General features: G+C 40.3%; 20 protein-coding genes. 10 read left to right on the top strand and 10 right to left on the bottom strand.

The genetic code is table 11. From position 1 onward, the window contains the following. Positions 1 to 38 precede the first annotated feature (38 nt). Positions 39 to 350: a hypothetical protein gene (locus T7867_RS08300; RefSeq protein WP_157717544.1), complete on the bottom strand. Its 312-nt coding sequence runs from the start codon at positions 348 to 350 to the stop codon at positions 39 to 41. 19 nt (positions 351 to 369) lie between these two features. Then, positions 370 to 579, bottom strand: coding sequence for a hypothetical protein (locus tag T7867_RS08295; RefSeq protein ID WP_068217979.1), 210 nt, complete (start codon positions 577 to 579; stop codon positions 370 to 372). A gap of 161 nt (positions 580 to 740) precedes the next feature. Between T7867_RS08295 and T7867_RS08290 the strand changes: the two genes are divergently transcribed. Then, entirely contained in the window at positions 741 to 1,178 is a 438-nt protein-coding gene (locus T7867_RS08290; protein ID WP_068217976.1) for a helix-turn-helix domain-containing protein, read from the top strand. A 1-nt stretch (position 1,179) separates the two neighbouring features. On the opposite strand, the gene T7867_RS08285 is transcribed toward T7867_RS08290, so the two are convergent. After that, the gene (locus T7867_RS08285) at positions 1,180 to 1,953 is read right to left on the bottom strand and encodes a class I SAM-dependent methyltransferase (protein WP_068217973.1); all 774 of its coding nucleotides are present in this window, start codon (positions 1,951 to 1,953) and stop codon (positions 1,180 to 1,182) included. A 94-nt stretch (positions 1,954 to 2,047) separates the two neighbouring features. On the opposite strand from T7867_RS08285, the gene T7867_RS08280 reads away from it, so the two are divergent. Both T7867_RS08280 and rlmB read left to right on the top strand, forming a co-directional pair. Continuing rightward, positions 2,048 to 3,259, top strand: a complete 1,212-nt coding sequence (locus tag T7867_RS08280) for a GWxTD domain-containing protein (protein ID WP_084375590.1) — start codon at positions 2,048 to 2,050, stop codon at positions 3,257 to 3,259. Further along, complete coding sequence (gene rlmB / locus T7867_RS08275; RefSeq protein ID WP_068217968.1) at positions 3,256 to 3,999, top strand: 23S rRNA (guanosine(2251)-2'-O)-methyltransferase RlmB; 744 nt, start codon at positions 3,256 to 3,258, stop codon at positions 3,997 to 3,999. The genes T7867_RS08280 and rlmB overlap by 4 nt, the downstream gene beginning before the upstream one ends. Before the next feature lie 4 nt (positions 4,000 to 4,003). Here rlmB and T7867_RS08270 read toward each other — a convergent pair whose 3' ends face one another. Together T7867_RS08270 and T7867_RS08265 are read right to left on the bottom strand one after the other, a co-directional pair. After that, complete coding sequence (locus T7867_RS08270) at positions 4,004 to 5,074, bottom strand: mannose-1-phosphate guanylyltransferase (protein WP_068217965.1); 1,071 nt, start codon at positions 5,072 to 5,074, stop codon at positions 4,004 to 4,006. A 2-nt stretch (positions 5,075 to 5,076) separates the two neighbouring features. After that, the gene (locus T7867_RS08265; protein WP_068217962.1) at positions 5,077 to 6,048 is read right to left on the bottom strand and encodes a KpsF/GutQ family sugar-phosphate isomerase; all 972 of its coding nucleotides are present in this window, start codon (positions 6,046 to 6,048) and stop codon (positions 5,077 to 5,079) included. 73 nt (positions 6,049 to 6,121) lie between these two features. Here T7867_RS08265 and recQ point away from each other — a divergent pair, with 73 nt between their 5' ends. From recQ to T7867_RS08245, 4 genes are all read left to right on the top strand, one after another. Beyond that, on the top strand, positions 6,122 to 8,320 hold the full coding sequence (gene recQ, locus T7867_RS08260; RefSeq protein WP_068217960.1) for a DNA helicase RecQ: 2,199 nt from the start codon (positions 6,122 to 6,124) through the stop codon (positions 8,318 to 8,320). 65 nt (positions 8,321 to 8,385) lie between these two features. Further along, complete coding sequence (gene purD, locus T7867_RS08255; protein WP_068217957.1) at positions 8,386 to 9,678, top strand: phosphoribosylamine--glycine ligase; 1,293 nt, start codon at positions 8,386 to 8,388, stop codon at positions 9,676 to 9,678. Positions 9,679 to 9,705: 27 nt separating this feature from the next. Continuing rightward, positions 9,706 to 11,043, top strand: a complete 1,338-nt coding sequence (locus T7867_RS08250) for a PSP1 domain-containing protein (RefSeq protein ID WP_068217954.1) — start codon at positions 9,706 to 9,708, stop codon at positions 11,041 to 11,043. Next, a complete protein-coding gene (locus tag T7867_RS08245; RefSeq protein WP_068217952.1) occupies positions 11,027 to 11,494 on the top strand; it encodes a gliding motility lipoprotein GldH in 468 nt (155 codons plus the stop codon). Before T7867_RS08250 ends, T7867_RS08245 begins: the two co-directional genes overlap by 17 nt. A 63-nt stretch (positions 11,495 to 11,557) precedes the next feature. Here the strand turns inward: T7867_RS08245 and T7867_RS08240 are convergent, their stop codons facing one another. The 4 genes from T7867_RS08240 to T7867_RS08225 all read right to left on the bottom strand — a co-directional run bounded on the left by T7867_RS08240 (position 11,558) and on the right by T7867_RS08225 (position 17,364). Beyond that, the gene (locus T7867_RS08240; protein ID WP_068217938.1) at positions 11,558 to 15,559 is read right to left on the bottom strand and encodes an AAA domain-containing protein; all 4,002 of its coding nucleotides are present in this window, start codon (positions 15,557 to 15,559) and stop codon (positions 11,558 to 11,560) included. A gap of 116 nt (positions 15,560 to 15,675) precedes the next feature. Continuing rightward, a complete protein-coding gene (locus T7867_RS08235; protein WP_068217936.1) occupies positions 15,676 to 16,218 on the bottom strand; it encodes a hypothetical protein in 543 nt (180 codons plus the stop codon). A gap of 10 nt (positions 16,219 to 16,228) precedes the next feature. Then, positions 16,229 to 16,441, bottom strand: coding sequence for a hypothetical protein (locus T7867_RS08230; RefSeq protein WP_068217932.1), 213 nt, complete (start codon positions 16,439 to 16,441; stop codon positions 16,229 to 16,231). Positions 16,442 to 16,551: 110 nt separating this feature from the next. Further along, positions 16,552 to 17,364, bottom strand: a complete 813-nt coding sequence (locus T7867_RS08225; RefSeq protein ID WP_068217929.1) for an SDR family oxidoreductase — start codon at positions 17,362 to 17,364, stop codon at positions 16,552 to 16,554. Between the two features lie 74 nt (positions 17,365 to 17,438). On the opposite strand from T7867_RS08225, the gene T7867_RS08220 reads away from it, so the two are divergent. Then, entirely contained in the window at positions 17,439 to 18,320 is an 882-nt protein-coding gene (locus tag T7867_RS08220; protein ID WP_068217925.1) for a carboxypeptidase-like regulatory domain-containing protein, read from the top strand. On the opposite strand, the gene T7867_RS08215 is transcribed toward T7867_RS08220, so the two are convergent. Further along, the gene (locus T7867_RS08215) at positions 18,317 to 19,906 is read right to left on the bottom strand and encodes a SulP family inorganic anion transporter (protein WP_068217922.1); all 1,590 of its coding nucleotides are present in this window, start codon (positions 19,904 to 19,906) and stop codon (positions 18,317 to 18,319) included. The two genes, T7867_RS08220 and T7867_RS08215, sit on opposite strands and share 4 nt — an antisense overlap. A 191-nt stretch (positions 19,907 to 20,097) precedes the next feature. Between T7867_RS08215 and rlmD the strand changes: the two genes are divergently transcribed. Together rlmD and T7867_RS08205 are read left to right on the top strand one after the other, a co-directional pair. Further along, complete coding sequence (gene rlmD, locus T7867_RS08210) at positions 20,098 to 21,558, top strand: 23S rRNA (uracil(1939)-C(5))-methyltransferase RlmD (protein WP_068217919.1); 1,461 nt, start codon at positions 20,098 to 20,100, stop codon at positions 21,556 to 21,558. 106 nt (positions 21,559 to 21,664) lie between these two features. Beyond that, complete coding sequence (locus T7867_RS08205; RefSeq protein ID WP_068217915.1) at positions 21,665 to 22,612, top strand: aldo/keto reductase; 948 nt, start codon at positions 21,665 to 21,667, stop codon at positions 22,610 to 22,612. Positions 22,613 to 22,652: the final 40 nt, after the last annotated feature.

Here is a 22,652-nt window from a genome sequence, read left to right as displayed (position 1 = left end):
CTGGAGACCCTTTTTTTATGTCTTTCAAACAACCCACCCTATTCGGAAGGTTCAGAAATACCATCTAGCTCGGTTTTCCAATATATAGCTGCATAACACTCAGAATGTAGCTGCTTATCGAAATTGAAGTTTTCAAAAATCATTGTGGCAGCATTCAGTGGTTCTACTCCATTTTCTAGCATTACCTGCTCAATTCTGAACCAAGCTTTGTGCAACACCTCTTCGGCTTTAGCCACTCCCAAATCTTGAACTAGCTTTTCGTAACAATCCTTCATAAGGTGAAAGGTTATTCTCGACTCAAAAGAGCTATATCCTTGGCCTTCACTTGGCTCCATTACTAAAAAACTCATGTGTGTATGATTTCTTTAACTAGTCTTTATTTAGCCCCATGGCCTCTAAACCTTTTTGAAAGATTAACCTTGCATAGTCTGATGAGGTTTTAGGCATAAGGCCTTCATTAACCAATCGCCTATTTTCACTCTTAACAAACTCTTCCATTGATTCTCGCTGGCTTTCATAAAGCTTAAGAACGAGCGGTTTACCGAGTTTTGTCTTCTCGCTTACTTCTTGATTTGCCATACCTGGGTGTTATCATAGAAATGTCTGTGGTGCTCATTTACCAGATGACAAGTTTTCTATGCCAATTTTGTATCATTGTATTCGTGTATTCAAACGATAAAGTTATAGATAATTATCTATGTTTTCAACCGTATTATAGATTTTTTTCTAAGTAAATTTCAATGTCAATCATAGTCAGAAGACTCAACGATTTCATAAAGTTTAAGAATCTATCGATCAGGAAATTTGAAATGGAAGTCGGTATGTCTAATGGCTCGTTGAGCAAAGCCATCAAAAATGACACTGATATTCAAACTAAGTTTCTAGAAAATATATTCGAGAAATATCCAGAAATAAACCCCAGTTGGCTCTTAACTGGTTCTGGACACATGACCGTTACATTAGATACTTTGAATGAACCAGAGGAAGTCTATTTCAAACCCGATAAAAATGAACGGCTATCAGAGATACTGTCCCTTCCGAGTAAAACCGAAGAAGAGCACATTCTGAAAACAGAGGTATTAAAACTCAGAGAAAATCTAGAACGAGCGCGGAATGCAAACGATGAAAAGTTGCTCAAAGCTTTGAAAAAACTCTTAGCGAAACAAAACTTGCAATAGGCTATTTCTCAAGAATTAGGAATAAATCTAGGGCAGCATCTCCATCTTCCATCATAACATAGTCGTTATGTGTAATCTCAGCCACTAGACCCGAATCCGAAGTATTGAGCTTGTTCCTATTAACTCTATTCAAGATGTCATACGGTATTCTAAGCAAAGGTGCTGGCAGTCTATATTGAAGGTTGAAAATATCGAAACGCGTAATTCTTCTCACCGACTCTTTATTCTGCTCGTAATACTTCATCACCTTCTCATTTCCTCCTACACCCTTCATGGTAACCTTCGGAAAAATCTGAGAAGCCAGCTGAGTAAGTTGTTCTGCTGTATATTCTCTTACATGCCAAGGGTTTCGAGTAAGAGTTTTTTTAATGTTCGGAGTAGTTAGCACCGCTATACCTCCGGGCTTCAGCACGCGATAAATTTCTTTTAAGAACGATTTGTCATCTTTTATATGCTCAATTACCTGAAAGCTCACTACAGAATCGAAGCTATTATCCTCAAGTGTTTGGAAAGGAGGAAATACTGCCTGTTGAAAATCTACCTTAGGGTGTTTCTCCTTTAACCTATCTATGACTTCCTGAATTTTATCTAGCGCTAAATAGCTTTGGGCCAGAGGACTCAAAAGCTCAACCCCTCTACCTTCTCCACAACCGAGCTCTAGCAAATCGCCCTTAACATAAGGTTTAGCCAAATAATAGGCCTGTAATAATCGTTGATGAATGGGATTATCTGAAGGAATACTGTCTGATGCTATTTCGGTAGTATAGGTAGCCATGTTGAAACTTTGGCCAAAATTAGGGGAATCTCTCGAATTCACTCAAATTTGTTCCTCAGAAGCTCATTTCTCTTAAATTTGAATAAGCTTAATTATGAAATTTTTCATCTCTTGTCTTTTATGTATTTGTAGCCTAGGTGCCTTTGCTCAGCAGCGCATGAGCTCTGGAGAGTTGAGCTATCTATATAATCAAGAGCATGAATTTTTAGTTAGACACCAAATAGCAGCCAAAGACAATCAGTATAAAGTATATTTTAATTTCATGCTGAATAATGGCAATGTTAGAATATCTGACTACCAATTAAGCTATGATTTACGCAGCAGCTACATAGATGAAAAAAGCCCTGGTAGCAGCGTAAGAATAGACACCTCTCAGGTAGTAGATGTAGATTTTAGACAATACACCTACGAGCTAGACTTCGAAAAAGGGGAGAATGACAATCTATTGGTGATAGATATTTATAATGGTGTTAAAGATGAACACTACTACTATGATATCCCGTTGGTAAATGGCGAACTTAAACCAACTCCTTTTCTAATATTCGAAAAAGAGAAAAACATACCCTTCTTCGCTAAATATATAAATAGAAACCACCCAATTCGCTTAATGAATCCTTTTGGCGATTCATTGAACTACGAAATCACTGGAGTTGAGAACAACAGAGCAGTGGCATTCCCACCGTTTTATGAAAACGAAACAAATGAGCCTAGCATTAATCCACTAGACACTCTATACGGAACTAATGAATGCGAAGTCTTTGAGTTCTACAACGAAGGGTACTATACAATAAAAGCCTCCAGCCATCCCGAGTTGCATTATAAAATTCTGGTTACCGATGAATACTTCCCATATTTTGGAGATTACTCAGCGCTCGTTCAGCCATTGATTTATGTAAGCACAACAGATGAATACAAAGAATTGAGAAGACCTGATGACACCAGGAAAGCATTCGAAGAATTCGTTAGCAACACACTCTCTAGCAATGAAAGGGTAGCCAAAGACTTTGTAAAGTACTACTATAGAAGAATCCGAAAGTCTGCCCGACTTTTTACTGAAGATAGAGCTGGCTGGAAAACCGATAGAGGCATGGTTTATCAGATTTTTGGTAACCCAATTCAGGTATTCAGAAATGAGAATACCGAGCTTTGGGTTTTCCCTTCAGAAGAAGGCGGAAGAATTCGTTTTATCTTTGACATCATCCAAGAGGATGGTATAACTAAATACAAACTCATTAGAGGAAAGCGCTACAAAGAGACATGGATGTATGCCGTATCTCAATGGCGAACTGGGAGAATTATTGAATGAAGCCAAATCAATCAGCTGATTTTATCTATGGCACAAGAGCCGTAATTGAGTCTATTGAAGCAGGAAAGGAAGTAGATAAAATTTTACTTCAGAAAGATCTTAAAAACGAACTCATCCTAGAGTTAATGAGTTTAGCCAAAGCTCATTCTGTTCCGGTACAAAAAGTACCTGTAGAAAAACTGAATCGGTTAACTAAAAAGAATCATCAAGGTGTGGTTGCCTACCTTTCATCGGTAGTGTATGCCTCACTAGACAATGTTATATCCGAAGCGTACAGCAAAGGTGAAACACCCCTTTTAATTATTCTAGATAGAGTAACAGATGTGAGAAACATTGGCGCAATTGCTAGAACAGCTGAGTGTGCTGGTGCTCATGCTATAGTTGTGCCAAGTAGAGGCACTGCTCAACTGGGGGCTGATGCTATGAAGACCTCAGCCGGAGCACTCAACCATATTGCTGTTTGTCGGGTTGAAAATCTGAAAACAACTATTAAAGAGATTCAGGCCAACGGTATTTCAGTCATTGCGTGTTCAGAAAAAGCCGATAAACTAGTATATGAGGCTGACCTAACAGCACCTACCGCAATAATGATGGGTTCAGAAGAAGATGGAATATCTCCTGAATATATGAAACTAGCTGATGGTCATGTAAAACTACCCATCAATGGGCAAATTGAGTCACTAAATGTATCGGTTGCCAGTGGAGTTATAATCTATGAAGTTCTAAGACAAAGAGGTTAGGAGCTTAGCCAAACTGAGCTCCCTTTTCTTTGGCATCACTTAAGAATTCTCTGAACTTTTTCTCAGCGTCCTTCTTACAAATAAGGATTACGTTATCTGATTGAGTGATTAAGTAGCCGTCTAAGTCTTGAGCTACAATTAATGTTTCTTTAGGCCCTTTTACATAGCAATTCTTAGAATCGTAAAGCAAGGCAGTCGCATCAACTACATTATTGTTTTTATCCTTGTCTTTTGTCTCGTGAAGCGAATCCCAGCTACCGAGGTCCGACCAGTCAAACTCTCCCTTGACCATGTAAACATCTTCGGCTTTTTCCATTAAGCCATAGTCTATCGATATACTTTTACACTGAGCATATGCCTCATCTATGAAAGATTGCTCATCAGAAGTATAATACTTGTCATTACCTTCTTCAAAAATGACAGCAACATCTTTCAGGTATCTATGAAAGGCTTTGGTGATGGTGTCTATAGACCATATAAAAATGCCTGCATTCCATACAAAGTCGCCACTCTCTATAAATTTCTGGGCCAGTTCAAGCTCAGGCTTTTCTGTAAAGGTCTTTACCTTTTTCACTTTTTCCTGAGGACTAGAATGGTACTGAATGTATCCATAGCCAGTCTCAGGTCTGCTTGGCACAATACCTAAGGTAATCAACTTCTGACTTCCCTTTGCAGCATCTATTGCAGTAGTCAGATTTTGCTCGAAAATGTTATCCTTGAAAACTACATGGTCAGATGGTGCAACAATCATTACACCCTCAGGATCTCTTTGTTTTATCTTAAAAGCAGGGTATGCGACTGCTGCTGCAGTATTTCTTCCTATAGGCTCAAGTAGAATCTGGTCATCACTCAGCTCCGGAAGTTGCTCTTTTACCAAGTCATAATAGCTCTTATTGGTAATAACATAAATATTTGAGCTAGGGCAAATATTTAAAAACCTATCATAGGTCATTTGGATTAAAGACCTTCCGGTTCCTAAAACATCTAAAAACTGCTTAGGTTTATTTGCACGACTATAAGGCCAGAACCTGCTTCCGATTCCGCCTGCCATGATTACTACATAGTTTTGTGTCATTTCTATACTATTCCCTCATTTAGAAGATCACTGATATGCAGAAAACCAACTACCTTATTTTGCTGGTCTACTACAATTAACTGGTTGATGTCATATTGACGCATCATGTTGAGCGCTCTTAAGGCATACTCTCCTGTATTAATAGTTTTAGGGTTGCTGGTCATCACTTCTCCTATGGTTAACGAAGAAAAGTCATCATGATTTTCCAGCATTCTGCGAAGGTCGCCATCCGTAAAAATTCCGACCAATTCATTTTGAGCATTTACCACTGCGGCTGCTCCCAATCTCTTCTTTGAAATTACTAAAATACTGGCTTTAACCAAGTCTGTTTCTTGAACAACGGGCAATTCATTCTTTGGATAGATATCATCTACCTTTAAGTATAGTTGCTTGCCAAGCGATCCTCCAGGATGATATTTGGCGAAATCCTCAGAAGTAAACCCTCTAGCCAATAGTAAACTCACCGCCAGAGCATCTCCAACGGCCATGTGAACCGTGGTACTTGTGGTTGGTGCCAAGTTGTTTGGATCTGCCTCTTCCGATATTATTGCTCTTATGCAACGGTCGGAGTGTTTCGCTACAAAACAATCTTCATTGCTTACTAAGCCAATAACTTTTGCTCCCGTTCTCTTTAATAAAGGAATAAGCACCTTTATTTCTTCAGTGTTGCCACTTTTAGAGATACACATAACCATGTCTTCTTCTCTAATCATGCCCATATCGCCATGAATGGCATCGGCAGCATGCATAAACATGGCGGGAGTACCTGTAGAATTTAGGGTAGCTACAATTTTATTGGCAATGATGGCGCTCTTCCCCACTCCTGTAATAACTAACCTACCTTTCATGGAAAGAATGTCATTGACAACCGCCTCAAATTCATCGTCAATGTAGTCTGCAACTTTTTTAATGGCCTCTGCCTCTTTGTAAAGAGTTTCTTTGGCTATTGTTTGAATATTTTTGCTTAAATTCAATTGAAACGCAGGTTAAATTTGTGCGACAAATATAAGTAATGGTCTCATTCCAAATGGGTTTAGACAGATTAATATGGTAAGTGTCGAAGTCTTAAGGTCGAAACTCAAAGAAGTTTTCGGCTACGATCAGTTCAGGGGAAATCAGGAAAAAATAATTCTAAACTTATTAGCAAGGAAAAACACCTTTGTGATTATGCCCACAGGTGCGGGTAAATCTATGTGTTACCAGATGCCAGCTATTGTGCAAGAGGGAACGGCCATTGTCATCTCTCCGCTGATAGCTCTGATGAAAAATCAGGTGGATCAGATGAATGCTGTAGGTGTAAATGCTAGATTCCTAAATTCCACCCTTTCAAAATCAGAAATTAATAGAATTAAAAAAGCCACCTTAGCGGGTGAGCTCAAGCTACTTTACATAGCTCCAGAATCATTGACCAAAGAAGAAAACGTTGACTTTCTAAGGCAAGCCAACATCTCTTTTGCAGCCATCGATGAAGCGCATTGTATTTCGGAATGGGGTCATGATTTCAGGCCAGAATACCGAAGAATCAAGTCTATCATCAATCATTTAGGTGATATTCCAATTATTGCGCTTACTGCAACAGCTACTCCAAAAGTTCAGCTAGATATTCAGAGAAACCTTCAGATGGAAGACGCAGACTTATTCAAGTCTTCTTTCAACAGAGAAAACCTCTATTATGAGGTTCGACCTAAAAAGGGAATCAAGAAACAGCTCATTAAGTTTATTCGAGAGAATCAAGGCAAATCGGGCGTTATCTACTGCTTGAGCAGAAAAAAGGTAGAAGAAATTGCCCAGTTCCTTCAAGTGAATGGCTTTAAAGCAGCACCTTATCACGCAGGATTCGATCCTGCCGTGAGAATGAAAAATCAAGACGATTTCTTGAATGAAGAAGTAGATGTGATTGTGGCAACCATCGCATTCGGAATGGGAATTGACAAACCAGATGTTCGATTCGTAATCCATTACGATGTGCCAAAGTCTTTAGAAGGCTACTATCAAGAAACTGGTAGAGCAGGTCGAGATGGGCTTGAAGGTCAGTGCGTCATGTTCTACAGCTACAATGATATTCTGAAGCTAGAAAAGTTCAATAAAGACAAGCCTGTAACCGAAAAGGAGAATGCAAAAATTCTTCTGGAGGAAATGAGTTCTTATGCCGAATCGGCTGTATGCAGAAGAAAGCAGCTGCTCCACTATTTTGGAGAGGAGTATGACGACACTGCCTGCAAGAAATCTGGCATGTGCGACAATTGTCGATATGAACGAGAAAAGTACGATGGACAGGAGTATGTAAAAACCGTTGTTCAGGCAGTAGAACAAACCGGTCAAAGGTTTGGCATTGGTCACTTGGTCAGTGTAATTCGAGGCTCTAGCAATCAATATGTAAAAAGTTATGGGCACGATAAGTTGCCTGTGTATGGTGTGGGAAAATCTGAGGATGAAAGTCTTTGGAAGTCTATAGTTCGTCAAACCTTACTTAACGAATTTGTTGAAAAAGACATTGAGAACATTGGCACACTGAAACTCAGTAAAAAAGGCCTCAACTTCTTAGAGAAACCTTATTACGTAGAATTTACCAAAGATTTAGACTATAGCGATGTAGACCAAACCGAAGAAGAAAGCAACGAAACACCGGCATCTCCAAATGCAGGCAATTCATTCGATAAAGTGCTTTTCGACTTACTAAAAGCCGAAAGAAAGAAAATAGCAAAGGAGAAAGACCTCCCTCCCTATGTAATTATTCAGGATCCATCTCTACAAGAAATGGCAACCACCTACCCTACCACCGATGAAGCATTGGCCAATGTCAATGGTATTGGAATGGGTAAGGTTCAAAAGTTTGGTCAGTCCTTCCTTAAGATCATCAAGCAATATGTTAAGGATAATGAGATTGACATTGAAGACGTAGTAGTTATCAAATCTTCTGGAAATAAATCCAAGAACAAGATTTACATTATCCAACAGGTGGATAGAAAGATCGACTTAGAAGAGGTTGCCGAACAGAAAGGATGGAGTATGTCTACTCTTATTGATGAAATGGAGATAATCTGTTTCGCAGGCACTAGGCTGAATCTAGACTATTACTTAGAGTCATTTATAGACGAAGATCTACAGGCAGACATTATAGACTACTTCTTAGATGCAGAATCGGACAGTATTGCGGACGCTTTAGATGAATTTGATGGTGAAGACATCACTGAAGACGATATGCGACTTATGCGTATTAAATTCCTTTCGGAGCATGCAAATTAATGTAAATAGCAAACTGCATTCTCTCTGATTAATTACCTTTGTTGCCTTTACAAAAAGCTGTATTCATGAGAATTCTTGTTTTAGGAAGTGGCGGTAGAGAACACGCCTTCAGTTGGAAAATTGCTCAAAGCCCTAAGTGTGAAGCCCTTTTCGTTGCTCCCGGTAATGCCGGAACAGCAGAGGTTGGTACAAACATCGATTTGAACGTAAATGACTTTGATGGCATTGGCAACTTTGTAAAACAAGAGAATATAGACTTAGTAGTTGTTGGCCCAGAAGACCCATTGGTAAAAGGCATTGCCGATTACTTTAAAAATGACTCTGAGCTTGCTAATGTTGGCTTAGTGGGTCCCTCTAAAGAAGGCGCTCAACTAGAGGGTAGTAAAGATTTCTCTAAGCAGTTTATGGAAAGGCATAATGTGCCAACTGCTCGTTCCAAAACCTTCACCAAAGAGAATTTGGAAGAAGGCTTAAATTACGTTTCTAGCCATCCGCTCCCTGTAGTACTTAAAGCCGATGGCCTTGCTGCAGGTAAAGGAGTAATTATAGCCGAAACACATGAGCACGCTAGAGAAACGCTCAAAGAAATGTTAGTTGACGCTAAGTTTGGTGATGCTTCTAGCAGAGTGGTGATTGAGCAATATCTTGATGGAATTGAGCTTTCAGTCTTCGTCTTGACTGATGGAGAAAATTACAAGATTCTACCTGAAGCCAAAGATTACAAAAGAATTGGCGAGCAAGACACTGGTCTTAACACTGGTGGTATGGGAGCTGTAACTCCTATTCCTTTTGCTAATGAAGAGTTTCTCTCTAAGGTGGAAGAAAGAGTGGTAAAACCAACCGTAAATGGACTAAAATCTGAAAACATAGACTACAAAGGCTTCATTTTCATTGGGCTGATGAATGTTGGTGGCGATCCATATGTGATTGAATATAATGTGAGAATGGGCGACCCTGAAACTCAGGTAGTGCTCCCAAAAATCAAGTCGGACTTGGTAGATTTACTTGAGGCGACTGCTAAAGGAACCCTTGGCGATATCGATTACACTACTCACCCTGAAGCTTTCACTACTGTGGTGATGGTTTCTGGTGGTTACCCAGGAAGCTACCCGAAAGGACTAGCCATTTCGGGAATTGATACTGTAGATACCGCTACCGTTTTTCATGCCGGCACCAAGTTAGACGATAGCAATACCGTACTCACCAACGGTGGTAGAGTGTTGGCCATTACTGGAAAAGCTGATTCGGTGGAAAAAGCACTGGAAAATGCTTATAATGGTGTCAACAAAATTTCTTGGCAAGACGAATATCACAGAAAGGATATTGGCCAAGACATTCTAAGATTAATCAATAATTAAGGTCTAAAGCCGTTAGGCAATACATATATGAGTTGTAGTTGTGGAACAAGTGTGGAAGGAAAAACAGCAGGTTGTAATAACAATGGTGGCTGTTCCACTGGCGGCTGCAATAAACTCAACACCTTCGATTGGCTCTCTAACATGCACGAGCCAGCTCAGGAAAAATTCAACATTGTTGAAGTTCGTTTCAAGAATGGCCGCAAAGAGTTTTTCAAAAATGAAAACCACCTAGAACTAGTTACAGGTGAAGCTGTAATTGTAGACGTTCCTGGCGGACACCATTTAGGGCATGTTTCTCTTCAAGGCGAATTGGTTCGCTTACAGATGAAGAAAAAGGGTGTTGAAAATAATGACGATATCAAGCAAATCTATAGAAAGGCTACTCTTAAAGATCTAGAGAAATTCGATCAGGTAAGGAAGAGAGAAATGCCTGCTCTATATAGAACTCGAAATATTATTCTTGAACAGAAGCTCAACATGAAACTCACCGATATTGAGTTTCAAGCGGATAATACCAAGGCTACTTTCTACTACTCGGCCGATGACCGTGTAGACTTTAGAGAACTAATCAAGGTATTGGCTTCCGAGTTTAAGATTCGAGTAGAAATGAGGCAGATCAGCCTTAGGCAAGAAGCCAGTCGTTTAGGTGGAATAGGCTCTTGTGGAAGAGAACTTTGCTGCTCTACTTGGTTGACTGATTTCAAAAGTGTTTCTACCTCTGCTGCCAGATATCAGAATCTTAGTCTTAATCCCAGCAAGCTTTCCGGCCAATGTGGAAGGCTGAAATGCTGCTTGAACTACGAGCTAGACACATACATGGAAGCTCTGGAAGATATTCCGGAGGTAACCAAGATTAAGACTAGCAACGGAGAAGCCAGACTTCAAAAGACTGATATCTTCCGAAAAATCATGTGGTTTAACTATGGTGATGAAAACACATGGCATCCAATCCCTGCTAACCGAGTAAAAGAAATTATTGAGCTGAATAAGAAAGGAGAAACTCCTGATACACTTACTGAAGACAAATTAGAGTTAGCTCCTGCGGAGACCTCAATTAATAGCGACTTAGAGCGAATGGATGAGCGCTTTAAGAAGAAAGACGCTAGAAAGAAAGGCAATAAACGCAGAAAAGGAAAAGGTACTGGACAAGGACAAGATGCTCAGCAAAAGCAGCAGGGTCAACCCCAACAACGTAAAAGGAAACCTAACCCACAGCAAAAACAGGGACAAGCCAAAGGAGCACAACCTAAAGCTGAAAATAAAGGACAAGGGCCAAATCAGGGGCAAGCCAAAAGCCAAAACAAGCGAAGAAAGAATCGCAACTTCAAAAAGAAGAACAATCCGAATAATGACAAAAGCGCATAAGATTCTATTCCTCTTTTTATTGGCCGTTGTTTGGTCTTGTGACTCGGAGCGAGTTTTTGAAGACGATCAGAGTTTAGAGAATCACTCTTGGCATATGGATAATATGCCTCAATTCACTTTTGAGATTGACGACACAAATGGGAAAAACATCTATTTCAAAATGAGGAATGATCTGGAGTACCCTTTTCAGAACATCTATCTCACCTACTACTTGTTAGATGAAGCAGGCGAAGAAATAGCCAGCGAATTAGTCAATATTGAGCTCTTCGATGAAATAACCGGAAAGCCACAAGGTAAGGGAAACAGTATCTATCAAAGTTCAGAAGCTATTCTCACCAACTACTCATTCCCTAAAGCAGGAGAATACACCTTGAAGTTCGCTCAATATATGCGAAGTGAATCCCTAGCCGGAGTTCATTCTGTGGGGGTAAGAATAGAAGAAGGCCTTTAGCCCATGGTTTAAAAGACGGGCTTAGCCATCGTTGGTGTTGTCACCAACGAGTTGAAAATGCGATCACCCCTCCACCAACTCAATAAATCGACTGATTTTGTCTTTAACATTCGCACCGTTTTGCCAGTAATCTCGGGAATGCATTAAGCGATACGGCCATGATTTAGCACTGAGTTGGGCAGGCCTATAAACAAATGTCTCCTTCACCGAAGTACTGATGTAGAATGAGTTATCATCCGTGAAAATCAGACCCAAATATTTATTCCTTCGCATTAGAGCAATATCCGCATAAACAGAATCTGACTTCATTTTTACTGGTAACTCAGACTCTAACGCCATCAACTTATTCTTTAAATACCACTCTTGTTCAAAGCCTTTGTCAATCATTAGGGTGATATCCATTTCTTTATCAGAAACTTGCTTGGCATATTTCAAATAAGCTTTAAGTAGCTTCGGCCCCTCATTTTTAGTATCCTCCACTTTCAGCTGACTTGGAGAAATAGAAGTAATTACAATTACTTTCTGCCTAGCTCTACTAATCGCTACGTTCAACCTATTCTCTCCACCAGCCTGATTCAGACTACCAAACTGCACATTGAATTTGCCTTTGGCATCGGGTGCATAAGCCGTAGTGAAAATGATTACATCGCGTTCATCGCCCTGAACATTTTCAATATTCTTGACGAAGAGATTGGCTTCGCCCATAATCCCTTCCTCTTCCAGCAAATCAATAACCAAGCCTTGTTGAACTGCATTAAACGTGACTACACCCAAGCTGTACTCCGTTCGCTTTCTCAGATATGATTTAACTACTTCAACTACTTGCTGCGCTTCCACCAAATTGCTTTGCTTCTCCCACTCGCCCTTCACCTTAATGTACTCAATAGAAGGTTCCGTGCCATTTGCTACTTCAAAATGAGGTAGCATGCTCAGTTTATTCTGGTAGAAATGTTGATTCGAAAACTGAATCAACTCCTGAGATTGGCTTCTATAATGTCCTCTTAAATGGACTTGCATCAAGAAGTTTCTACTCAACTCTAGAAGCGATTCCACCTCCATGGCCATATCTTCAGATTCATCTTCCCAACGCACCCGATATAGATCATTAGGTCTTAACTGCTGATCGTCACCGGCAATTACCACTTGCTTTCCACGGTAGATTGCAGGCAATCCTTTTTCTGCAAAACACTGGCTGGCTTCATCGAAAATTACCAGATCGAAAACTGGCTCCATTGGGAATATAGCCGAAACGGATTCAGGAGATGCCAACCAACAAGGCACAATGTTGAAGAGCTCTTGATAGAAGTGGTTAATGACTCTGCGAATAGGCCAAATTCTCCTCTTCTTGGTTACCTGATGAAGTAAATCGCGATAAGTAACCATGTTATTAAGTCGATTGAACTCAACTCCTTCGTAGGTTCGTTCCTTTGCCTTTTGTAAGAGAATCTGATTACTGGCCTCGGCCTTTAGCTCTACCGCCTCTTGCAACTCAGAAATTAGCTTGTCGAATTTCAAGGTCGAAACAGCTCTGAGAATTGGGTTCTTACTCTCAATATGATCGATCCAAGCAAGTCTTAAGCTATTATCGAAAATCCTTAGGACTTCCTTCTTATTCTCTAAATGAAGATCTACTAACCGATCTACAATAGCTAGTTCATGTTCAGAGAATGATTCTCTAAGTTTATCCAACTCACAAAGCGTTTCAAAATCTCGTTTAATGGATTTCCGAAGCGATTTTAAAAAGTCTTCATCCTGTAAGAGCCTGTCAATCTGTGGCGGCTCAATATATTTATTCCATTTCTTGCGCTTGCCAGGCAAAGACTCAAGTGCTTCTCTAAGCTCCTTAATTTTCGACCTAAACTCTTTAGCAGAAAGCTTATTCAGTTTGAAATATTCATTGAAGTTGGCGAATGAATTGAACCTCAACTTTCCATTGATCGCCATTTCCAAGTTATCAATCCACTGATTGATTTCTTCTTGAGAAAGCGTTTTCGGAACCGAATCAATCCAGCCCACACTTTTCAGCTTGGTGAGTTGGTGTTGAAGATTTAATCGGTTATCAATTCGTTCGGTAAGCACCTGCAACGCGGCCTTATCATCGCGCAAACCATTGGCCACTAAGATTCTCGCAAGCCTTAACTTTTCCTTAGAAAACCTCCATTTGAAAGACTTCCAAGCCGATGCCTTAGCATCAGACCTTTGTTTTAATATTTGCTGAACTTCACCAATCTCATCTGCCGGAATAGTCTGTTCTACTCCATTTCCCTCGAAGCACTTATTCAACAGGTTTCGTGTATTCTTCAACCAAAGCAATTCCGTTTGAGCATTCGGAAAAGCAGTCATTGGCTTAAACAGCTTATAGATCTCTTCGTTCTTCAGGTAAGAATTGATCTCCTTGAGTCTTTCCAAACTCTCACTAATGGTTCGGCAAGCATCATAATCAACTTCCTCTCCTATGATGGTAGAAACCTCCTTCGCCAGGGCCTTCGCTTCCTTAGGAATCTCTTCAAGGTAAACCAGAATCTGTTGAAGATCACTCGCTTTAAAGCCAGCAAAACTCACCCTATCCGACCATGGATGTTCGTCAGAATCGAGCTCATTGGCATAATCAAAGTACAAGTCGAGCTTATTCAGAAACTTGTCGAGCTGTTTAAAATGGAAGTTCGAATACTCCTGAACCATGGAGATGCTGGCTTCCTCTGGACTGGAAGTCAGGTAAAGCTCCTTCACCGAAAGACCACACTCAGACTCATCGAACAATGCCGACTTATATTCTTCCAGCTGATCAGCATTTTCCTCGATTGTCAGACTAGCCTGCCTAAATTGCCTATCGAGTTGAAGCGCATCCAGGTTATTATTACTCCGTTTGTACTCTTGCAGCCTGTCAATCTGCCGAGCAATTTTGTCGTAAATCTCCTTTCGATCTGACTTAAAATCATGAACTAATGCAGCAAATTCATGAATATCATTCTGCTTTAGCCGATTATAGACTACGTCCAATGCCGCTCGTTTTTGACTGACCACCAACACCTTCTTGCCTCTAGCGATAAAGTCAGCAGCCAGATTACAAATAAGCTGAGATTTTCCTGTTCCTGGAGGTCCCTGAACCACAATTGAATTACCCTTCTTAACGGCCTTCAGGGCATTTTCTTGATAAGCATCCAAGGGGAAAGGCGTGTAGGTTTCGTCTTCCTTAACAGAATGCAGAAAAAAGGATTCCGGATCGAAGTCATTGGAATCAGCAACCTGAGTACTTAGAATTCTGTCTTCAAAAAAACTATCTAAAGAATCATATTGACTCTCTTCTAGCATAAAATCATAGTCAGGAACTAAATAAGAATCGGCCTGAGGGAAAAGCCCGAGAACAGCCTGCATTTTAAGCCCTAACTCACCGACATCGTAATTCTGAAGTAACTGATCTTTCACCAAATTGGCGAAAGGTTCTAGCTGTTCAGCATAAAACTCTCGGCTAAATGGAATATCTATACTGCTGCCTGAAATCTGTTCGTAAAGCTGATTTTTGAAAGTAGTAGCATGCCTGTCGTAGTCATCAAAACTATGTTCTACCAACTCTTCTTCTAGCTTAATTTCATTGTAATGACTGAAAGCCAACAACAAACTTTTGTTGAAACTGATATTAACATCCTTCTTTAGGCTCAATGTCCAATGCTCCTTTTCAAGCTGAAGCTCTACCGGAAAGAAGCAAAGTGGGGCACGAAGGATTGTTCCATCATTGAATTTACCTTCTACAAATGGCCAGCCTACATACATATCTCTTGCACCAGATTCCTCAAAGAGAAATTTCTCTCTACGATTGAGCTTCTTCAGTCGGCCAGCTATTTTGTTGGAAAGCTCATCTCTGGCGTCAGACTGAGGCACCAGCTTCACCTGATTCTTCTTGGTGATCAGCTGCTCCATAATTTGCCAGGAAGGCGCTCCATTGACATGGTCGAGATCGTGCAGGTCGATAAACTGCTCTACATTCAGCTTCAGCAATAACAACGACCTGTTGTTCCCAGAAAGGTTAGTGAGTCTTTTAAGGTACGATTGGAGGATTTCCTTCATTGGTGCTGTTAATGGAGTTACAGACTTATCCGAAAATAGGGAATTATCGGTGATTAGTTAATCAGTTAATCAGTTAATCAGTTAATCAGTTAATCGGAAAACGGAAAGAGGTTGGTCTATCCTAATTTCTTACTATTTAAATAATAGGAATAATATCCCCCTATGATCTGAGCTGTCTTGTGAATATCTGGCCCAACCCCTGTTAAAAACACCTGTTTCTTTTCACCATACTTATCAATTGCAGTTAACCTGTAATCCATGCTGTGTTTAGTTGGAACCTCTTCGATATACATATTGACAACATATTTGAAAGATATATAAGTATTCTTAGATTCAATACCCATATGATTGATAATGACCTTAGGTCTTTTGTCTAGTAAGGGAAGTGCAATGAATCCGCAAATACCCAGCATAATTAGCCCTAGCCAGACCAAATCAATTAAAACCACATTATGCCCCAGAATAAATTTCGCCAAAAAGAAAACCACGGCAAATAAATACATTGCACCTATGACCTTTACTCCATTAAGTATGTACTTCTTTGAATTATACAGTCTTATCTGTTTAGGTTTAGAATCTACTGAAAGGTCTACTGGGATTTCTATATACTTAACTCCGTTAATTTTATCCCAAAAATTTCTATCTCTTCCCTCTAGCATTGATTCATTGCTACACCAATTGACTCTTGACAGAGATCCAGCTTTCTAATTGAGGCTCATTCAACTCTAAAGAGGCCAATCTATCCTTTAAAACCTCCTTTTCCTCATAAGTGAGATGTACCGAATGACTTCCTTTGAGAATAGTGTGAACTATTTGCAGCGTGCTTTGATCTGCATCTTCCAATAACAGCTTAATTTTTTCCTGAATTTCTGCTCTAGACATATTGTGGTACTTTCTACTAAGATAGTGATTAGTCTTCGGTGAATCAGTTAAACGGAAAACAGAAATCAGTGATCAATGTCTTACTGATTTCTGATCAACTGTTCAACTGTTTACTTCTCACCAAAAGGCGAATCCGGTTCTTTGGCGAAGACGTTAAAAACAATCTTATCCATTCTGCCCGGCATCCACTTATTGAGGAAAACAGCGAGCTTTCCTTGAGAGGTAAAGACGATGTCTCTTTTTCTTTTCTGAATGGCTCTGATGATACCATTTGCTACTTCTTCAGCAGTCATCATTTTGCCTTCATCTCGGGGAGATTCACCCTGAGAGGTGCCGTCTGCCGTAAGGGCTGCATTGCGGATATTGGTTCCAGTAAAGCCTGGGCAAGCGACTAAAACATGAACCCCTCTGTGCATTACTTCGGTGCGAAGCGATTCAAAGAAGCCGTTCATAGCATATTTAGAAGCCGTGTAGGCAGTTCTGGCCGGAGTACCGCGATAACCATTGATAGACGAAATACCGACTATCGAACCTTTAGATTTGAGAATATGAGGTAAGGCATATTTGGTGGCGTAAAGTGTTCCGTAGAAGTTAATATCCATCACCTTTTTGAAGACATCGAGTTCAATTTCTTCTAGCAATGCCCTCATACTGATTCCCGCATTGTTGATGAGGATATCCAAACCTCCGAATTCTTTGACAGTTTCATCGATTAAGAACTTGTTGTCAGCCTCGCTGGCAACATCCAGTTTCAGGCAAAGATTAGGTGCATTCAGCTGATCAAGTTCCTCAGCTACTTCATTCAACCTAGCTTCATTGCGCCCCGTGATTACGACCTTACTTCCCATTTTTGCAAACGAAACTGCTAAGGCCTTTCCAATTCCCGATGATCCACCTGTGATGATGACTACTTTGTCTTTCATGATTTGTAGTTGAATTACAAAGATATTGTCAATCTTTAGACTCGGGCAATTTATGCCGCAGTTGTTATTCTATTATGAGGTTGAAATATCTGACTTGCTTCCTTTTTATTCTTCTTGCTCAGGAGGCATTTGGGCAAATCATTATTAGAGGAAGGGTCATAGCATCCGATGATGGATTGCCACTACCCCATGTTGCCGTATTTAGTGATTCCATAAAAAATGGCACCTTAACTAACATACATGGTGAGTTTGATATACAAATGGAATTAGGTGACATTCTGATATTTGACTTTATTGGATTTGAAAGGCAAAAAATCCAAATAAAGGAGAATAAGTTCTACGAAGTAATTCTAGTACCCGATTGCATTATAGATCATTTTGACAATAAACTACTCCATTTCGGCAGTGGACTTGATCTGGCCAATGATCAGTTCGGTCTCTCAATGGACTATACGAGCCGATTTCAATTACCTATTGATCTCAAAGCATCAGCGTCATATTACTGGAATAGTCAAAGCAGTAACCTTAATACAAATCTTTCCATTCTAGACATAGTCCATAGCTGTGAGTTTGAATTAGAGGCGAATTTCAGATACCAGGCGGTAGACATAGACAATTATAAATTTCAAAATTCGACTGCTTCAATTGAACCGAGGTTTGATCTTTGGGCTCCAAGTATTGGCTTTGGAATTAATCAGTTTCAAAATGAGGGTTCACTTTCAAGCAACGCAGGCATACTAGTTGGTCTGAAGAGAGAAATTTTCATAGGAAGAAAATATATTCCAATAAGCCTATCTACAACCTTCTGGCAGAATAAGCCTGAAGTCAATATTTCGGCCGAGTACTATTTCTTCAGAAATATCAGATTTAAAGTCGGTTATCAAGGGTATGGCGACTTCAATTCAATAATAGGATCGCTTGGTATTAATATAAGAACTTGGACAAAAGCCTTTTAACCCTCAGCAGCTTTATACTTATTGAAGTTGTCTATGGCAACGAAGTAATCTGGATCTTCAACTACATTGACATCGCAAATGCTTTCGGCTTTCTTGATCATTCGGATACAGTCTTGGCTCAAATGCCTTAGGTGAAGGTTCTTACCCTCTTTCTGATACTTTTCAGCTAGTTTATTGATGGCTTCAATAGCCGACTGATCCATAATTCTGGATTCCTTAAAGTCTATGATAACCTCATTTGGATCTTCCTTCACCTCGAACTTTGAGTTGAAGAGACTTACCGAGCCGAAGAATAGTGGCCCATAGATTTCGTAATGCTTAATACCGTGCTCATCGATAGATTTTCTAGCTCTAATTCTAAGTGCATTTTCCCACGCGAAAACCAATGCAGAAACAATCACTCCAGCAAAAACAGCGATAGCTAAATCGAAGAGAACTGTCAAGCCTGTTACCAAAACAATCACAATGACATCCGACTTCGGTACTTTATTGACAATCTTGAAGGTACTCCAAGCGAAAGTGCCAATAACCACCATAAACATCACCCCTACCAAAGCAGCGATTGGAACCATCTCTATATATTCGGACCCGAAAAGGATAAACGCCAAAAGCGCAACAGCAGCCACCACTCCAGAAAGTCGGCCTCTACCTCCAGATTTCACATTAATGATACTCTGACCGATCATGGCGCAGCCTCCCATTCCACCAAAGAATCCGTTGGTTAGGTTAGCCAAACCCTGAGCAATACATTCTCTGTTACCGTTTCCGCGAGTTTCGGTCAGCTCGTCCAATAGGTTTAAGGTCATTAGAGACTCAATCAAACCAATAGCCGCTAGAATTAGTGCATATGGAAATATGAACTGAAGTGTTTCCCAGTTCAAGGAAATTAAAGGAACATTAAAAGTTGGTAATCCTGCTTTGATACCATCTCCCCCACCATCTTGAATAAAGCTTTTTACGGTTGCGGTTTCAACACCACCAAAAATTACAATGGCAGAAACCACCAAAATAGCCACTAGAGCAGCCGGAATACCTTTATTGATTCTCGGTAGCACAACCATGATGGCCATGGTGAGCAAGACCAAACCTAGCATAATCAATAGAGAGCTACCTGTAAGCCATTCGCCACCAGATTTGAACATGCCCAACTGAGACATGAAAATGACAATGGCCAAACCGTTCACAAAGCCCATCATTACTGGGTGAGGCACCATTCTGATAAATTTTCCGAGCTTAAAGACACCAGCCGACATTTGAATGATACCCGTAAGAATTAGCGTAGCGAAAAGGAATTGCAATCCTTGCCCTTCTCCCATGGCTTCTCCTTCGGCCACCAGGCTCACCATTACTACAGCCAAAGCTCCTGTAGCTCCAGAAATCATTCCTGGGCGACCACCGAAAACTGCTGTGATTAAGCCCATCATAAAGGCTCCGTAAAGACCGATGATTGGAGAAATACCTGCCACAAAGGCGAAAGCAACTGCCTCAGGCACAAGCGCTAACGCAACAGTAAGTCCTGAGAAAATATCGCTCTTCGCACTTACTCTATTCTTATCAATGATTGAAAATGCCTCTCTGAATGTCATGCCTCTGAATTTGAACCTGCAAAGGTATGGCTTCTTGTGGGAATCACAGCCCTGAGTGTAAAGACTTTGTGAAAACGATGTCACGTCTAGGTCGTGAGCAGGAAGAAGAAAGTCTGGAGCTGACTTGAAACCAAGCAATTACTTCTTTCCTTTTTAAGCGGAGATGAATACGGCTTGTTATCTTTGCACACATGAGTAAAGGGAGAGGAAATAACAAGTTTGTTAAACGTGGAGAAATACTTGAAATTTTGATCAAGGATTATGCTTTTGGTGGAAAAGGCATAGGTAAAATTCAAAACGAACATGGTGAATTTGTGATTTTCGTACCTAATACTCTGCCGAGCCAAAAAGTAAAAGCTCAAGTTCAAAAGGCGAGCAAAACATTTGCTGAGTGTAAGTTACTAGAGGTTCTGGAATCATCTCCCGATGAAACTGAAGTGCCATACCAAGAAATACCAGGCGCACCATATATAAAATTACCGGTAGATCTTCAACACAAATACAAGAAACAAAGTACGCTTGAACTCTTTAGGAGAATTGGTAAGGTTGAAAGCATAGAATCTTACTTCGATGAATTCGTAAGCTCACCAAGCAACTTTCATTATCGTAACAAAATGGAGTATGCATTCTCCGCCATTGGATATGATCATGAGAAAAAAACCGATGTAGACGAGTTTACATTGGGGTTCAAAAAAAGAGGAACTTGGTGGTGTGGAGATGACCTCAAGAAAGACTCTGGTTTGTTCGATGAAGCTTTAGAGAACAACCTGAAGTTCATAAAAGAGTATTGTCAAAAAACTGGCCTGAGCCCGTGGCACGGCCCAAAAAAGGAAGGGTTTTTCCGTTTCCTTGTGGTTAGGAAATCATTCAAGACCAATCAACTGCTATTCAACCTGGTTACTACTTCAACTGAATTAGAGCGTTTCGACTTAAAGCAATTTGCCGAATTCTTGGTTTCCCTTTTTGGCGATAGAGTTGCAGGCCTTTTACACACTACAAACGATGAGGTTGCTGACAGAACCATAGCCACAACGGGTGAAATAAAGTTGGTTTATGGAGAAGATAAAATTGTGGAAGAACTGCTCGGGCTAAACTTCGAGATTAGTATGAAGAGCTTTTTCCAGACAAATCCTCAGTCGGCCGAAAAGCTCTACTCAAAGGTTCTAGAATACGCTCTTGAACGCAAGGACACTATCGATGGCCATATTGTACTCGATCTTTTTTGCGGCACAGGCACCATTGGCCAAATTCTCGCCTCCAAAAGCGATAATGCGCAAATAGTTGGAGTCGACATTGTTGAGTCTGCTATTAAGGATGCCCGAGAAAATGCCAGCAGAAATAACATAAGCGGTCTTAAATTCCATGCTTCTGATGTTGGGAAATTCCTAAAAGAGCATCCAGAATATCAGAATAAGATTGGCACTGTAATCCTAGACCCTGCAAGGGCTGGAGTTGCTCCAAAAACCTTGAAGAAGATTATTGATCTTGGTGCCAAAAGAATGGTTTATGTTTCGTGTAACCCAGCTACTCAAGCCAGAGATATTGAGCAATTAGCAATTGCTGGCTACGCACTACAAAAATTCAGCTTAGTAGATCAATTTCCTCACACCAGCCATGTGGAGAGTGTGATGTTGTTGGAGAAACAAGCCTAAAACAATACCGTTAAATGCTTTTTTGCACCACAGGGTAATTACTTGATTCACATTTCACCGAACTCATCATCACTCAGCTTAGTTAATAGACAAACCATTATTAATTATGAATCAACTTACTTTTAGAAACGGAGATAAAATAGATGCAATTGGTCTTGGCACATGGAAATCTGAGCCAGGAGATGTTTATAAAGCTGTTAGGGAAGCCATTAAAATAGGTTATAGACACATTGATTGCGCATGGATATATCAAAATGAAGCTGAAATTGGACAAGCATTTAAGGATGCCTTTGCCGATGGTGATGTAAAAAGAGAGGAGCTCTTTATTACTTCTAAGCTGTGGAATACCTTCCATCACCCAGACGATGTGGAGAGCAATATTCAAGAAACCCTAAAGAATCTTCAGCTAGACTATTTAGACTTATACTTGATGCACTGGCCAGTGGCTATGAAAAAAGGAGTTGGATTTCCTGAAAGTGCCGATGACTTTGTAAGCTTGGAGGAAATTCCTCTCATTGACACTTGGCAGGCCATGGAACAGCTAAAAGCCAAAGGGCTAACCAAACACATTGGTGTGTCTAACTTCAACATACCCAAAATTCAAGGGCTAATAGATGCAGGTGGCTCTGTTCCAGAAATGAATCAAGTAGAATCTCACCCTTTACTCGCTCAAAAAGAGCTCTTGGAGTTCTGTAAAAAGCATGAGATTCTGTATACCGCCTACTCGCCACTTGGCTCACGAGATAGACAAGGCCAGTCTGGCAATGAACCAGATATGTTTGAACTTGCTGTGGTAAAGGCTATTGCTGAAAATCACGATGTACACCCAGCACAGATCTTAATTAAATGGGCCGAGGGAAGAGGCACTATTGTAATTCCTAAATCAGTTAATCCAAAAAGACTTAAGGCCAATCTAGAATCTGCGAATATTCCGTTGAGCGAGCTAGAAATGATGGAATTGAATAAACTGGACAAAGGCTACCGCTTCATTGACGGATCTTTCTGGGAAAAAGAAGGTGGCCCGTACACTGTTGATAGTCTATGGAATGATTAATTGACACTTCATGGCACGAGGTTTGGCTTTCATTAAGCAT

Source organism: Roseivirga spongicola, assembly GCF_034376045.1.
GTDB lineage: Bacteria > Bacteroidota > Bacteroidia > Cytophagales > Cyclobacteriaceae > Roseivirga > Roseivirga spongicola.
The sequence above is the reverse complement of the archived record's forward strand: the minus strand, read 5'-3'. Positions and strand labels throughout refer to the sequence as shown.

Coding starts and splice junctions, on each gene's coding strand:
- T7867_RS08295 (WP_068217979.1), bottom strand. CDS start 579: ATGGCAAATCAAGAAGTAAGCGAGAAGACAAAACTCGGTAAACCGCTC.
- T7867_RS08240 (WP_068217938.1), bottom strand. CDS start 15,559: ATGAAGGAAATCCTCCAATCGTACCTTAAAAGACTCACTAACCTTTCT.
- T7867_RS08280 (WP_084375590.1), top strand. CDS start 2,048: ATGAAATTTTTCATCTCTTGTCTTTTATGTATTTGTAGCCTAGGTGCC.
- T7867_RS08230 (WP_068217932.1), bottom strand. CDS start 16,441: ATGTCTAGAGCAGAAATTCAGGAAAAAATTAAGCTGTTATTGGAAGAT.
- T7867_RS08215 (WP_068217922.1), bottom strand. CDS start 19,906: ATGACATTCAGAGAGGCATTTTCAATCATTGATAAGAATAGAGTAAGT.
- T7867_RS08290 (WP_068217976.1), top strand. CDS start 741: ATGTCAATCATAGTCAGAAGACTCAACGATTTCATAAAGTTTAAGAAT.
- T7867_RS08235 (WP_068217936.1), bottom strand. CDS start 16,218: ATGCTAGAGGGAAGAGATAGAAATTTTTGGGATAAAATTAACGGAGTT.
- T7867_RS08225 (WP_068217929.1), bottom strand. CDS start 17,364: ATGAAAGACAAAGTAGTCATCATCACAGGTGGATCATCGGGAATTGGA.
- T7867_RS08300 (WP_157717544.1), bottom strand. CDS start 350: ATGAGTTTTTTAGTAATGGAGCCAAGTGAAGGCCAAGGATATAGCTCT.
- T7867_RS08250 (WP_068217954.1), top strand. CDS start 9,706: ATGAGTTGTAGTTGTGGAACAAGTGTGGAAGGAAAAACAGCAGGTTGT.
- rlmD (WP_068217919.1), top strand. CDS start 20,098: ATGAGTAAAGGGAGAGGAAATAACAAGTTTGTTAAACGTGGAGAAATA.
- T7867_RS08220 (WP_068217925.1), top strand. CDS start 17,439: ATGAGGTTGAAATATCTGACTTGCTTCCTTTTTATTCTTCTTGCTCAG.
- rlmB (WP_068217968.1), top strand. CDS start 3,256: ATGAAGCCAAATCAATCAGCTGATTTTATCTATGGCACAAGAGCCGTA.
- T7867_RS08285 (WP_068217973.1), bottom strand. CDS start 1,953: ATGGCTACCTATACTACCGAAATAGCATCAGACAGTATTCCTTCAGAT.
- T7867_RS08205 (WP_068217915.1), top strand. CDS start 21,665: ATGAATCAACTTACTTTTAGAAACGGAGATAAAATAGATGCAATTGGT.
- purD (WP_068217957.1), top strand. CDS start 8,386: ATGAGAATTCTTGTTTTAGGAAGTGGCGGTAGAGAACACGCCTTCAGT.
- T7867_RS08245 (WP_068217952.1), top strand. CDS start 11,027: ATGACAAAAGCGCATAAGATTCTATTCCTCTTTTTATTGGCCGTTGTT.
- T7867_RS08270 (WP_068217965.1), bottom strand. CDS start 5,074: ATGACACAAAACTATGTAGTAATCATGGCAGGCGGAATCGGAAGCAGG.
- recQ (WP_068217960.1), top strand. CDS start 6,122: ATGGTAAGTGTCGAAGTCTTAAGGTCGAAACTCAAAGAAGTTTTCGGC.